The following is a 13,909-nucleotide window of genomic DNA, read 5'->3' as shown; positions in this document are numbered from 1 at the left end:
CTTGATTTTAAGCCGGTGCCAGCCGGCGCCGAGGCCGACTTCTTCAACACAATCGGGCAATACGTGGATCAACGACGCGCGCGTCTCGTATGAGGATGTGGTCTTCTCGCCGACGCCCGCGACCGACGGCATCACGCAGTTCTTCCAGGCGACGCAGCGGATCGGCAGCGGCACGCAGCGCACCGATCTGCTTCGCGCCGGCGCCGGTGGCAACTTCCAGACCAAGGGGCAGAAGGGCTGGACCGTCCAGGACGATTTCACCTTCACCGGTCTTCAGGGGCACACGATCAAGGTCGGCGCCAAGGCGAAATGGGTGAAGCTCAACACGCGCGAGCAGAACCTGACCAACCCGCAATATACCTATGACGTCAACGCGATCCCCGGCGTCGCCTTCAACGACACACTGCCCTACCAGCTCCAGTTCGGCGCCGCCGTCGCGGCGGGCAATCCCAACGTCCGGTCGAACAATTTCCAGATCGGTTTCTATGCGCAGGATGATTGGGACGTCACCGACCACCTGACGCTCAATCTTGGCTTGCGCTGGGATTATGAGCGGACGCCGGCCTATCTCGATTATGCCACCTCGGCAGAGAATGTCGCAGCAGTGTCACCCGCCAATTACGGCAACCTCACTGGCGCCGATTACGACATCAACGACTATATCTCGACCGGCAACAACCGGAAGGCGTTCAAGGGTGCGTGGCAACCGCGTCTGGGCTTTACCTACCGCTTCGACGAAGCCGGACGCTTCTCGATGTTCGGGGGCTATGGCCGCTCCTATGATCGCAACCAGTTCGACTTCCTGCAGCAGGAGGTCAGCCAGGGCGCGTATCAGGTCCGCACGTTCAACTTCATCGGCAATGATTCACTTAACCCCTGCGTGCCGAGCCAGACCTGCATCGCGTGGAACCCGGTCTACCTGACCGAGGCCGGACGTCAGCAGCTGGCAACCTCGGCGAGTGGTGGTGGCCGCGCGATCGTCATGATGAACAACGACCTGAAGCTGCCCTATTCGGACCAGTTCAGCCTTGGTCTGCGCGGCCGCTTCTCGCCGGTCGAACTCGAGCTGGGCTTCACGCATATCGAGAGCAATGACGGGTTTGCATTCCTGCTCGGCAACCGTCGCCCGGACGGGAGCTTCTTCTTCAACGATCCGGCCAACCCGACCGACGTGCCGCAGTCCCCGTTCTCCTTCTCGCCGAACGGCTTCGGGTCGATCATTCTCGGCACCAATGGCCTGAAGACCAATTCCGATGCGGTCTATTTCAAGCTGACCAAGACCTATTCGGCGGCCTCGCCGTGGAGCATCGACGCAACCTACACCTACACGCAGGCCGACGAGAACCGGCAGTTCGGCGAAACCTATTCGCTCGATTTCGCCCAGCTCTCCGATTATCCGACCTTGCGCTCGTCGGGCGTGCCGCGCCACCGGTTCGTCATTGCGGGCAGCGTCGATACGCCGATCGGGGTGACGATCTCGACCAAGTTCCAGATCGAATCGCCGATCTATCTCAAGGCGTTCATCGACAATTCGGATCCGTTCTCGCGGACGCTGGTCGGGCGCGAGGCCGATGGCCTTGGCGATCTCTGGGGTCGCCGACAGCTCGATTTCGCGTTCACGAAATATGTCCCGCTCGGCTTCATCTCCGATCAGACCAAGATCCGCATGCGGCTCGATATCCTGAACGTGATGAACGACCGCAATTACGTCGATTTCAACAACAGCCCGCTCGATCCGAATTACGGTCGGCGGTCGACCTACAGCACGGGCGGCAACGCACCGCGCACGGTCAAATTGTCGGCGGGTTTCTCCTTCTGACCTGCCCCCGGGGGACGTGGCCCAGCCACGCCCCCGCTCCTTTTGAAGACCAGACCCGAAGGACATCATGATCGATCGCAGGCAGTTGCTGGGCCACAGCACGCTCGGCCTGGCGGGACTCATGGCCGGTTGCGCCGCGCCGTTCCGCCCCAGTGCGCCCCTCCCCAGCGCGGCTCTACCCCGCCCCGGGACCATCGCTACGCCGATGCCGAGCGCGTTGCTTGCGGACCTCCATCACCGCAGCTTCCGCTATTTCTGGGACACGACCGATCCCGTCACGGGGCTTGCACCCGATCGTTGGCCGACACCGTCCTTCGCGTCGATCGCCGCGGTCGGCTTCGCGCTCACCGCCTATCCGATCGGAGTCGAGAATGGCTGGATCACGCGCGACCAGGCGCGCGCGCGGACCCTGGCCACGCTCGAATTCTTCGCAGCCGCCCCGCAGGGCGACAGCCGTAGCGACGATAGCGGCTTCAAGGGCCTGTTCTACCATTTCCTCGGCCGGACCAAGGGTCACCGCTTCGCACGCGCCGAACTGTCGACGATCGACACGGCGCTGCTGATCGGCGGCGTGCTGTTCGCCCAGAGCTGGTTCGATACCGAGCATCCGGGCGACGTCCGGATCCGTGCGCTGGCGGACCAGCTCTATGCCGCGATCGACTGGACCTGGATCACCCCGCGTGCACCGTTCATGGCGATGGGCTGGCATCCCGAAAGCGGCTTCATCCCGCATGACTGGAACATCTACAACGAAGGCCTGCTGCTATATATCCTCGCGCTCGGCTCGCCGACGCACGCGCTACCAGCAGACAGCTGGGATGCCTGGACGAGCCGGTTCGACGCGCAGTGGGGCGACCGCTGGGGCGGCGAGCCGCACGTCCAGTTTCCCGCGCTGTTCATCCATCAGTACAGCCATTGCTGGATCGACTTCCGCGGCATTCGCGACCGCTACATGACGGCGAAGGGCATCGATTATTTCGAGAACAGCCGCCGCGCGGTCCGCGCGCAGCGCGCCTATGCGATCGCCAACCCCGAAGGCTGGGTAGGCTATGGCCCAGATGTCTGGGGGCTGACCGCATGCGACGGCCCCGGCGACTTCACCACCGACATTGGCGGCCGCCGCCGCGAATTCTTCAGCTATGCGGCCCGCGGTGTCGGCGACCGGGACGACGGGACGCTGGCCCCGACCGCGGCAGCGGCATCGATCGCGTTCGAACCCGAATTGTCGAGCCGTGCGATCGAGACGATGCACGCCCGCTACGGCGCCCGCATCTACGGCAAATACGGCTTTCTCGATTCGTTCAACCCGACGCTGACGGCCACGTCGGTGCCGCTGAAGCATGGCAGCGTCGATCCCGCTGCGGGCTGGGTGGACGACGATTATCTTGGCATCGACCAGGGCGCGATCGTGGTCATGATGGAGAACTGGCGCACCGGGCTCGTCTGGACGACCATGCGCCGCAATCCGCATATCCGCCGCGGGTTGCAGCGCGCGGGGTTTACCGGGGGCTGGCTGACCTGATCGCCGCACCGGGCGATGACGTGATAACAGGTGCGCACGGCCGGCTCGGGCGCGATAGGATGACGCATGCATCGCCCTAGGACCACCATCCGCCAGCTCAGCTATTTCGTCGCGCTCGCCGAAAACGGCAGCTTCACCCGCGCGGCCGAACGGATGGGCGTGTCACAGCCATCGCTCTCGCAACAGATCCGCGCGCTCGAGACGATTCTCGGTGCGCCGCTCTTTGAGCGCGGCGGGCCTGCGATCCCGACGCCGCTCGGCCGCGAGCTTCTCGAGCGCGCGCGTCGGATCCTGTTCGACCTTGCGGACCTGGAGGAAGTGCGCGTCGCTTCAGCGGACGCGCTGGTCGGGACGATCCGGCTGGGCGTATCGCCGACGCTCGGCGCCTATCTGCTACCGACCTTCGTCGCGCGTCTGCACCGTGACCATCCGACGCTGCGCATCCATGTCCGCGAAGGCCTGCCGTCCGCGCTGACCGCCGGACTCGCGGCGGGTGACCACGACCTGATCCTCGCGCAGCTGCCGGTCGCGGGGCGCGGGTTTCACACCGAGCGTCTGTTCCGTGAAGCGCTGTATCTGGCGATGGCGGCGGACCATCCGCTGAGCCCGAAGGCCGGAATCGAGATGGCCGATCTGCGCGGCCAGAACCTGCTGACGCTCGTCGCAGACTATCGCCTCGCGCAACAGGTCGCCGCGATCGCCGGCGAAGTCGGCGCGGTCGTGCTCAATGATTATGAGGGCACCAGTCTCGACGCGATCCGGCAGATGGCCGGGATGGGCATGGGGCTGGCATTGCTGCCCGAGCTTTATGTCCGCCAGGAAGTGCGTGACGGTGGCGACGTCATCGTGCGGCCGTTCAGCCATGGCCGACAATATCGCGAGATCGGACTGCTGTGGCGCATCGGCGCAGGCCGTGCTCCCGCCTATCACCTGATCGCCGACCTGTTGCGCGCGGTTGGCCCATAGGTTTATCCTATCGATGATATAGCCGCCCCGTAGTTGTATCAATAACACTGTGCGGCAATTCTGATTGCGGACTCGAGCAGTTGGATGACGCAGGTGGCAGGCAAACGAATCGGATGGCGTGAAGCGCGCGGCTGGCTGGGCGAGATCGTCGGACCCGATACGCCCTATCTCCGCCTCGCAATGGTGTACGGCGTCGCGATCAGCCTGTTGTCGCTCGCCACGCCGATCTCGGTGCAGCTGCTGATCAACAGCGTCGCCAACACCGCGCTGCCAGCACCGTTATGGACGCTGGCCGGGCTGTTGCTCGTGCTGCTGCTGTTCGTCGCCGGGCTCAGCGCAATGCGCTTCTGGGTCATGGCGCTGTTCGAACGGCGGTTCTTCGCGCGCGTCGTCGCCGAAATCACCGAACGCGCCGTCCACGCGCAGAACCCCTTCTTCGCCGATCAGAATCGCGGCGACCTATTCAACCGCTATTTCGATCTCGTCGTGGTGCAGAAGGCGGTGCCGAGCCTGGTGATCGGGGCGTTCACGATCATCCTCCAGTCCGCGGTCGGGCTCGTCGTGACGAGTTTCTACCACCCCTTCTTCCTCGCGTTCAACGCGCTGCTGATCCTGCTGGTGCTCGCGATCTGGACGATCTGGTCGCGCGGATCGATCCGCTCCGCGGTCGCGCTCAGTCACGCCAAGCATGAGGCCGCCCGCTGGCTGGAAAGCCTGGGCGGATCGAACGGTTTCTACAAATCGAGCCGCCATCTCGATTTCGCGATGGATCGGTCCGAAGCCGTCACTGCCACCTATGTCGACCGCCACGAACGCTATTTCCGCTACAGCTTCGCGCAGACCGTGGCCTTCCTGCTGCTCTATGCTTTTGCCAGCGCGGCGCTGCTCGCGCTCGGCGGCAATCTGACCCTGCGCGGCGAATTGTCGATCGGACAGCTGGTCGCGGCCGAGCTGATCCTGAGCGGTGTATTCTACGGCGTGTCGCAGCTCGGCTGGTATCTCGACACGCTCTACGATCTGATCGCGAGCGCCGAGGAATTGTCGCTGCTGTTCGCGATTCCCCAGGAACAGGCGGCCGCCACCGCGGGACAGGCGCCCGGCGATGGTGCCGTCCGGCTCGAAGCGGTCGAAGTGGAGGGTGCGCGCTTCGACTTCTCGCTGGCGGCCGGCGAACAACTCGTCACGCTGGCGGATGGCGGGGCCGAACGGCTGCTGGCGATGGTGCTCAAGCGCCACATCGTGCCCGAGCGCGGGCTGGTCACGGTCGGGGGCGCCGACATGGCGACGTTCGACATGTATCTGTTGCGATCCGCGGTGATGGTGCTCGACCGGCCGACGATCGTCGAGGTCACGATCCGCGAATATCTGTCGCTTGCCGCAGCGGCGGGATCCGACCCGGGCGGGATGCTCGAAGTCCTCGACGCCGTGGGCCTGCGCGAGCGGGTTGCGCAATTCCCGCACGGGCTCGACACCCCGCTTGCCGCGTCGGGCTATCCGCTGGCGATCGGCGAGGTAGTTGCGCTCAAGCTGGCCAGCGCGCTGCTCGTGCGACCACGCGTGCTGATGCTCTCGCAGCTGTGCGACCTGATCCCCGCGGAGCGGCTGGCGGACGTGCTGCGCCGGCTGAAGGCGGCCGGGACGACCACCTTGCTGTGTACCGGCCGGCCCGAAGACATCGTCCTCGATGGCTGGTTCCGGCTCGAACCGCATCGCCAGCGACGCTTCGCCACCCATGCCGCGCTGATCACCGACGCGCATACGGAGTCGAACGATGCCGTATAGTCCCGATCGCGTGGCACATTTCCCGACACTGGCGAAGATGCGCGCCCCGCGCAGCGCGGTGACGGTCGCGTGGCTGCTGTTTATCGGCATCGCGGTCGCGATCGCGATCATGGCGCTGGTCCCCTGGGTGCAGACCGCCAATGGCACCGGCCAGGTCGTCGCGCTCGATCCCGACGATCGGCAGCAGCAGGTGACGGCGTTCGTGCCTGGCCGCGTCGAACGCTGGTACGTGCATGACGGGCAGCATGTCGAACGCGGCGATCCGATAGCGCGCGTCGTCGATCTCGACCCCGATCTGCTGTCACGTCTGCGCGCCGAACGGGCGCAGGTCGAGGCGGAGATCGCCGCGGTCCAGCAGAGCCGCGCGGTCGCCGGCATCGACGTGTCGCGTACCGCGCAACTGTTCGCCGAGGGGCTGGCCGCGCGGCGCGACTATGAGCAGACCCAGATCAAGGTCGCCGATGCAGGCGCCAAGCTGGCCGAGGCGCGCGCCAAGCTCAACCGGATCGACATCCAGCTCAACCGCCAGTCCGCGCAGATGGTCCGCGCACCCCGCGACGGTCGCGTCGAGCAGCTCAACGCCACGACCGGTGGATCGATGGTGTCGCCCGGCACGGTGCTCGCGGTGATCGCGCCCGAGCGCGTCGAGCGCGCGGTCGAACTGTTCGTTGACGGTCGCGACGTGCCCGTGCTGCGTCCCGGCCGACCGGTCCGCCTCGAATTCGAAGGCTGGCCCGCGATCCAGTTCAGCGGCTGGCCATCGGTTGCACAGGGCATGTTCGACGGCCGCGTCCGCACGATCGATCCCAATGCCGCCCCCGACGGGCTGTTCCGCATCCTGGTCGAGCCCCAGCCCGGCAAGCCCGCCTGGCCCGCGCGCGAATTCGTCCGCCCCGGCGGCAAGGTGCGCGGCTGGGTGCAGGGCGAGACGGTGCTGGTCGGCTATGAACTCTGGCGCCAGCTCAACGACTTCCCGCTTGAATTCGGGCGGCGCCCGGCGGCAGCCGCAAAGGGCGAGGCCAAGGGCATGGACGCGAAGGCCTCCGACGAGGAGGGCGGCAAGAAGTGACCCGGTTCTTCGCCGCACTGCTGATGCTGCTGTCCCCGGTGGCAGCGATCGCGCAAGCCGCCCCACTGACACTCGACGAGGTGCTGCGTGCCTCCGCGCGGTCGGCCCCGCAGATCGTCGAGGCACTCGCGCGCGTCCGCCAGGCGGAGGGGCGATCGCTGTCGGCGGACGGCGCATTCGACACGGTGTTCGACGTCGACGGCAAGTCGCGCGTCGCGGGCTATTATGACGGCACCGTGGTCGAGAGCCGTGTGACGCGGCCGCTGACGACCAATGGCGGCTATGTCTATGGTGGCTACCGCGCATCGCGGGGCACTTTTCCGGTCTATGAGGATCAGGCCTATACCAACCGGCTGGGCGAGGCGAAGGTCGGCGCGCTCTTCGCCCTGCTGCGCGACCGCGTCGTGGACGAACGCCGGACGCGGCGCAGCGTCGCCGGCGCGGACATCGACGTCGCAAGGTTCGAGGCGCAGATGGTCGCGATCGGCGTCCAGCGTCGCGCGGTCGACGCCTATCAGGCCTGGGTCGCCGCGGGGTTGCGCCTGCGTGCCTATCGCGACCTGCTCGATCTGGCGGAACGGCGGCGCGGCGCGATCGGGCGGCTGGTGACGCTGGGTGCACGACCCGAAATCCTGTTGACCGAAAACGACCAGAACCTCGTCCGCCGGCGCGCGCTCGTCGTGCGCGCCGAACAGGATATCGCCACCGCCGCCAACACGCTGTCGCTCTATCTGCGCGACGATGCGGGGGCGCCGCTGCTCGTATCACCCGACCGGCTGCCCGCGGACACGAGTGCGCTTGGCGGCGTCGCGCCGACCGGATCGAGCGCGGCAGCGGTCACGCGGCCGGATTACCGGGCGATCCTGACCCGGATCGACCAGTCGACCGCGCGGCTGATGCTGGCGGAAAACGATCTGTCGCCCCGGCTCGACCTGCGCGGTGAAGTCGGCAAGGATGTCGGCCCGGTCGGTCTGGGCGGACCGAACCGCACGCCGCTCGAAGCGGCGGTCGGCTTCCGCTTCAGCGTCCCGCTTCAGAATCGCGCCGCCAAGGGGCGCGTGGCCGAAGCCCGCGCCGAGATCGACGCACTGGCACAGCGCAGCCGCTTCCTGCGCGACCAGATCGCGATCGAGGTCGAGGGAATCGTCATCGCGGTCGGCGCGACCGAACGGCTTGCCGGGATCGCGGAGGAGGAACGCAGTCTTGCCGACCGGCTCGCGGTTGCCGAACGCCGCCGCTTCGAGCTGGGATCGGGCGACTTCTTCCTGGTCAACCAGCGCGAGGAGACCGCGACCGATGCGCGCGTCCGCCTGATCGACGCGCAAGCGCGAATCGCCTCCGCGCGCGCCGAACTCGCCGCCGCGACGGCCGACCGTGTCGCACTGGGGCTGGACCGCTAGGCCCCGCCCCCGCCCTGCTCAATAGGCCAGTGCGCAGCCATCGGCGCGCATCTCGCTCGCCGCGGCATAGACGCGGGTGTCGCCGTCCATCCGGTGCTCGACGCATTCATAGCGCCCGAAGCCGCCATCGGGATCGCCGATCGTCCACCCCATGTCGACCAGCCGCTTGCGCGTCGCGACCGGCACGCCGGTTTCGAGCCGGAGCAGCCCGGTGGGTCCGAGCCCGGGCGTATCTTCGCCCATCGATTGCGACGATCCCTCGTGATGCCAGCGCGGCGAATCCCCTGCCGACTGGATCTCGAGCCCATAGTCGACGCGGTTGACGATGATCTGCGTCTGCCCCTGCGGCTGCATGTCGCCGCCCATCACGCCGAAGCTCATCCACGGCGCGCCCTTGCGCGTCGCGAAGCCCGGGATGATCGTCTGGAACGGCCGCTTGCCCGGCGCATAGATGTTGGGGTGCCCGCCCTTGAGGCTGAACAGCTGCCCGCGATCCTGGAACATGAAGCCGAGGCCATCGGCGACGAGGCCCGATCCCATCCCGCGGAAGTTGGACTGGATCATCGACACCATCATGCCGTCCTTGTCCGCGCAACTGAAATAGGTGGTGTCGCCGTGGCTCGGCGCCTGGCCCGGATAGACCGGGGTCAGCAGCCGGTCGGGGCGGATCAGCTTGGCACGTTGTGCCGCATAGTCCTTCGAGATCAGCCACTCAACGGGCACCTTGGCGAAGTGCGGATCAGCGTAATAGCGCGCGCGATCCTCATAGGCGAGGCGCTTGGCTTCGGCCTGCAGGTGAATCGACAGCGCGGACTGGAAGCCTGCGCCCTTCAGGTCGAACCGCTCGAGAATGTTGAGCATCTGGAGCGTCGCCAGCCCCTGCGTGTTCTCGCCGAGCGCGTGGACTGTCGTGCCGCGATAGTCTGTCGTGCTGGGCGCGATCCATTCCGAATGGTGCGCGGCGAGGTCCGCCGCCGACAGCCAGCCGCCGATCCGCTTGAAATAGCGCTCGATCGTCTGCGCGATGTCGCCCTCATAGAACGCACCGCGTCCACCGCTGGCGATCGCGCGATAGGTGCGTGCGAGGTCGGGATTGCGGAACACGCCCCCCGCCGCCGGCCCCTTGCCGTCCGCCAGCCCATAGGTGCGCAGCGCATTGGCGGACTCCTCCAGCCCGTTCCCCGGACGGCGGAACGCGGTGAGGCTGCGGCGGATATAATAAGCGATGATGTCGGGGACCGGCGCGCCCGCTTCGGCGAGCGCGATCGCGGGTTGGAACAGGTCCGCCCAGGGCAGCTTCCCGTAGCGCTGGTGCATCGTCCACCACGCATCGACCGTCCCCGGCACCGACACGCTGAGCGCACCGAGCGGCGGCAGTGCGCCGTTCTTGGCGCGCGACCGCACCGTTTCCAGGCTCAGGCCGCGCGGCGATGCACCCGACCCGGCGAGCCCGACGACCGCCTTGCGCTTCGGATCCCAGATCATCGCATAGGCATCCCCGCCGATCCCGCTCGACGTCGGCTCGAGGAAGCCGAGACACGCGTTGATCGCGATCGCCGCATCGACCGCGGAGCCACCCGACCGCAGGATGTCGATCCCCGCCTGCGTCGCGAGCGGGTGCGCGGTCCCCGCCGCGCCGTTGAGCCCATAGACCGCGGTGCGCGACGCGAAGCTCGCGCCGATCGGCCGGTCGCCGGCATGGACGTCGGGGCGCAGGAAGCGCTCCTCGCCGGGCGCCCAGAATGTAGGATTGGTATCCGTCGCGGGTGCTGCCCCCTGACCCGGGCCGGGGGCGGGGTCGGTGCTGGCTGTACCGCGCTGCGCTGAGGCAAGTGTCGGAAGCAGCGCCGCCGCGGGCAGCGATGCGATGAAGGTGCGACGATGCATTGGCGAACTCCCAGGACCAGGCATGGTTGTTGCCCGCAGGGGCGATCGGCGCAAGTGGCTGAAATCGGCGGCGCCTCGATGGATCAGCGCCGGCGTCTGGCTGCGACGATCTGAAGCAGCACCGCCGCAGCGGACAAGACCGCGCCGAGGCCCGTGACCGCGGCCCAGCCGTCCATGTGCCATGCCCAGGTCGCGCCGGCGGATCCCGCCGCGCCACCGAGGAACATCGCCCCCATGAAGATCGTGTTCAGCCGGGCACGGGCCTCGGGCCGCAGCGCGTATACCACATGCTGGTTGGAGACGAGCGCGCTCTGCACGCCGAAATCGAGCAGGATCACGCCGACCACTAGCCCGGCAATCGAACTCCAAAGCGCAAAGACCGCCCAGCTTGCCAGCGTCAGCACGGCCCCGAGCAGGATCACCAGCCTTGGGCCACGGCGGTCGGCGATGCGCCCGGCGACCGGCGCGGCAAGCACGCCGACCGCGCCGACCACCCCGAACAGGCCCGCGATATCCGCCCCCAGACCGAAGCGCGGACTCTGCAGATGGATCGCGAGGATCGTCCAGAACACGCTGAACGCGCCGAACAGCAGCGCCTGCGTGATGGCCGCCTTGCGTAGCGCGCCGAACTCCCGCCAGAGACCGCCGAGCGACCGCAACAGCCGCGCATAACCGAGATCCGCGGTCGGGACGCTGCGCGGCAGCCGCACCGCCATCACCACCCCCGCGCCGAGCGCCATCGGCACGCCCAGCCAGAACATCGCCCGCCATCCGGCATGCGTCGCGACGAAACCCGCCAGCGTCCGGCTGAGCAGGATGCCGCACAACAGCCCCGCCATGACCGTCCCGACCGTTGCACCGCGTCGTTCCGGGCTTGCGAGATGCGCGGCGAACGGCACGACCTGTTGCGCGACGGTCGACAATATCCCGACGAGCAGCGACGCGGCGATCAGCATCGCCGCGCTCGGGGCGATCGCGGCGAGGATCAGGGCCGCGGCCAGCCCCAGGAACTGCACGACGATCAGACGCCGGCGTTCGACCAGGTCGCCGAGCGGTACCAGCAGGAACAGTCCCGCGGCATAGCCAAGCTGGGTCGCGGTCGGCACCAAGCTGGTCGCGGCCCCGGGCAGGTCGCGCTCGATGATCCCCAGCATGGGCTGGTTGTAATAGATGTTGGCGACGGCAACGCCGGCCGCCGCGGCCATCACGAACGTCAGCCCCCGACCGAGATGGTGTCCGCCCGGCGGGCCTGGCATCGACGCATCCGTCTCCAAGGGGCCACGGTCGTGCGCAATACTCGTCATACCAAATTCCTCTGCGACCGCGTGCCCGCTATGTGGACCATGGTGCAATGCCCGATAAGAGCGCGTCAGTGGCGAAGATGGGCTCGCCATCAGCGGCGCATCAATGCGGTGCGGAAGGTGATCGCGAACCGGGTCCGCCCCGGCCGCGACGCGAGCACCACCCGCGTCGCGTGCGCCTCCGCAACCTGCGCGACGATCGCCAGCCCCAGCCCGCTGCTGGCGGATGCGGCACGATCGCGTTTCCAGAAACGGCGAAAGATCGACGGCTGATCCGCCTCGGGGATGCCGGGGCCGTCGTCGCAGACCGCCAGCGTGCCGTCTGTCCCGATCGTCACGTCGATCCGCCGTCCCACGCCGCTATGCTTGACCGCATTCTCGATCAGGCAGCCCAGCGCCTTGGCGATCCAGGCCGCATGGCCCGCGACCATCACGCTGTTTGCCTCCGTCGACAGCGCGATCGACTTGCCCTGGCGGATCGCCAGCGGTGCGATCGAGGCCACGCCGTCGGTCGCGATCGCGACGAGATCGACCGATGCCGCGGTATCCAGCGCGACGGTTTCGAGCTCGGCGATCTCCAGCACCTGCTCGACGATGCGGCCGAGCGTGTCGAGATCGCTGCGCAGCGTCGCCCGCAACGTAGCATCCTCGACCTCCTCGACACGAAGCCTGGCCACCGCGATCGGCGTGCGCAGTTCGTGCGCCGCATCGGCGATGAAGTCGCGCTGCATGCGGTAGCTCGACGTCAGACGCTCCAGCAGCGCATTGACCGCACGCGCGAGCGGACGCACCTCGGCCGGAAGCCGGTCGTCATGCAGCCGCAAATCGAGCGGCAGCGCATCGTCCGTCCGCAGCGATGCGGAGGCTCGCCGTACCGGCGCGACCGCACGCCGGATGATCAGCACGTCGATCGCCAGCAGCAGCAGCAGGACCGGCGTCACGATCGCCAGACCGTAGAGCAGGAACTGCGCCAGCAGGTCGTCGAGAATATAGTCCGGGTGGGTCAGGTTCTGCAGGACGACGATCCAGACACGCGCGCTCCCGACGCGCACCGGGCTGCTGGCGCCGGCATAGAAGGCGTGCCGCGACTGCCGGCGGAAGAAACGCTCCTCGTCGCTCAGCGGGATGGCAGCGAGCGGCACCAGGATCGGCGAGTCCGACCGGAACAGGACTGCACCACGCGGATCGACGATGCGGAATGCAAAGCCCGCACCCGGCGCGAACACCGCGGCGCTGGTCCCGTCCTGGGTCAGGTGCAACCTTCCGGTCGCGTCCTGCGACAGCGCCTGGCGCAGGGCCTGGGCATGGACGTGGACCGTCTGATGCTGGATCCGCGCCGCCGTCGTGTCGAGAAACAGATAGACCCCGCCGGCCACCGCCACGGCGGTGATCAGCACCGCGATCGCGTGCCAGCGCAGGATCTGCGCCATCAGCGACCGTGGCGGCCGCGTCACGCGTCCCGCTCCAGCATCATGTAGCCGACTCCTCGGACCGTAACGATATCCGCGGTCGCCTGCGACTCCGCCAGGCGACGCCGCAGCCGGTGGACATAGACCTCGACCGCATTCGACCCGAGATCGTCGGCGAGCCCGAACAGCAATTGTTCGAGATGCTGCTTGGTCACCACCCGGCTCGTGCGGCGGATCAGCCCGGCGAGCACCTCCAGTTCGCGCGCGGACAAAACGGTCGGCCGGCTGGCAACGGTGACCTCGCGCGTTGCCGGATCGAACCGGACATTGCCGCAATCGATCGTCCGGTCGACAATCGTGCCGCTGCGCCGGAGCAGCGCCTGGATGCGCGCGAGCAGTTCCTCGGGCGCGAACGGCTTGGCGAGATAGTCGTCGGCCCCCGCCTCGAGCCCGGTCACGCGGTGTGCGACGCTTGCCCGCGCGGTCAGCGCGATGACCGGCGTGGGATCATCGCGGTCGCGCAATTCGCGCACAACCGACAGGCCATCGCCGTCCGGCAGCCCGAGATCGAGGATGACCGCGGCATAGCGCGTATAGGACAGGATCAGCCGTGCATCGGCGGCGGTCGCGGTCGCGTCCGCGGCATAGCCCGCCTCGCCGAGCAGCCGGATCAGCATCGTGACCAGGTCGGCATGATCCTCGACGATCAGGATCCGCATCGACGCTTCCCGGTCGGGCTGCCCGGATCGCACCG

Annotated in this window: 10 protein-coding genes; 6 read left to right on the top strand and 4 right to left on the bottom strand. The window is 67.6% G+C overall.

What is annotated here, in order from left to right:
• The 6 genes from IFS44_RS13630 to IFS44_RS13605 form a co-directional block, all read left to right on the top strand.
• A partial coding sequence (locus IFS44_RS13630) for a TonB-dependent receptor (protein WP_192098829.1) occupies positions 1-1,819 on the top strand: 1,819 nt, incomplete at its 5' end.
• Positions 1,820-1,886: 67 nt separating this feature from the next.
• Positions 1,887-3,341 carry a glucoamylase family protein gene (locus IFS44_RS13625; protein WP_192098828.1) on the top strand — a complete coding sequence of 485 codons (1,455 nt, stop codon included), beginning with the start codon at positions 1,887-1,889 and terminating at the stop codon, positions 3,339-3,341.
• 66 nt (positions 3,342-3,407) lie between these two features.
• Positions 3,408-4,307: a hydrogen peroxide-inducible genes activator gene (locus tag IFS44_RS13620; RefSeq protein WP_159511622.1), complete on the top strand. Its 900-nt coding sequence runs from the start codon at positions 3,408-3,410 to the stop codon at positions 4,305-4,307.
• 93 nt (positions 4,308-4,400) lie between these two features.
• Complete coding sequence (locus IFS44_RS13615; protein ID WP_192098827.1) at positions 4,401-6,089, top strand: ABC transporter ATP-binding protein; 1,689 nt, start codon at positions 4,401-4,403, stop codon at positions 6,087-6,089.
• Positions 6,079-7,158 (top strand): efflux RND transporter periplasmic adaptor subunit, encoded by a 1,080-nt coding sequence (locus tag IFS44_RS13610; protein ID WP_192098826.1) that lies wholly within the window; start codon positions 6,079-6,081, stop codon positions 7,156-7,158. Before IFS44_RS13615 ends, IFS44_RS13610 begins: the two co-directional genes overlap by 11 nt.
• Positions 7,155-8,558: a TolC family protein gene (locus IFS44_RS13605; RefSeq protein WP_334002403.1), complete on the top strand. Its 1,404-nt coding sequence runs from the start codon at positions 7,155-7,157 to the stop codon at positions 8,556-8,558. Before IFS44_RS13610 ends, IFS44_RS13605 begins: the two co-directional genes overlap by 4 nt.
• A gap of 18 nt (positions 8,559-8,576) precedes the next feature.
• Here the strand turns inward: IFS44_RS13605 and IFS44_RS13600 are convergent, their stop codons facing one another.
• From IFS44_RS13600 to IFS44_RS13585, 4 genes are all read right to left on the bottom strand, one after another.
• On the bottom strand, positions 8,577-10,445 hold the full coding sequence (locus IFS44_RS13600; RefSeq protein WP_192098825.1) for a gamma-glutamyltransferase family protein: 1,869 nt from the start codon (positions 10,443-10,445) through the stop codon (positions 8,577-8,579).
• 83 nt (positions 10,446-10,528) lie between these two features.
• Positions 10,529-11,701, bottom strand: coding sequence for an MFS transporter (locus IFS44_RS13595; RefSeq protein ID WP_244650312.1), 1,173 nt, complete (start codon positions 11,699-11,701; stop codon positions 10,529-10,531).
• A 137-nt stretch (positions 11,702-11,838) separates the two neighbouring features.
• On the bottom strand, positions 11,839-13,200 hold the full coding sequence (locus tag IFS44_RS22790; protein ID WP_192098824.1) for an ATP-binding protein: 1,362 nt from the start codon (positions 13,198-13,200) through the stop codon (positions 11,839-11,841).
• A complete protein-coding gene (locus IFS44_RS13585; protein ID WP_192098823.1) occupies positions 13,197-13,874 on the bottom strand; it encodes a response regulator transcription factor in 678 nt (225 codons plus the stop codon). Before IFS44_RS13585 ends, IFS44_RS22790 begins: the two co-directional genes overlap by 4 nt.
• Positions 13,875-13,909 lie beyond the last annotated feature (35 nt).

This window comes from Sphingomonas sp. CFBP 13706 (assembly GCF_014842355.1).
Classification (GTDB): domain Bacteria; phylum Pseudomonadota; class Alphaproteobacteria; order Sphingomonadales; family Sphingomonadaceae; genus Sphingomonas; species Sphingomonas aerolata.
Note: the sequence above shows the minus strand (reverse complement) of the source record. Positions and strands in the feature narration are given on the sequence as shown.

Excerpts from the sequence above, each read along its gene's own strand:
- IFS44_RS13585 (WP_192098823.1), bottom strand. The coding sequence starts at position 13,874 with ATGCGGATCCTGATCGTCGAGGATCATGCCGACCTGGTCACGATGCTG.
- IFS44_RS13600 (WP_192098825.1), bottom strand. The coding sequence starts at position 10,445 with ATGCATCGTCGCACCTTCATCGCATCGCTGCCCGCGGCGGCGCTGCTT.
- IFS44_RS13625 (WP_192098828.1), top strand. The coding sequence starts at position 1,887 with ATGATCGATCGCAGGCAGTTGCTGGGCCACAGCACGCTCGGCCTGGCG.
- IFS44_RS13610 (WP_192098826.1), top strand. The coding sequence starts at position 6,079 with ATGCCGTATAGTCCCGATCGCGTGGCACATTTCCCGACACTGGCGAAG.
- IFS44_RS13620 (WP_159511622.1), top strand. The coding sequence starts at position 3,408 with ATGCATCGCCCTAGGACCACCATCCGCCAGCTCAGCTATTTCGTCGCG.
- IFS44_RS13595 (WP_244650312.1), bottom strand. The coding sequence starts at position 11,701 with ATGCCAGGCCCGCCGGGCGGACACCATCTCGGTCGGGGGCTGACGTTC.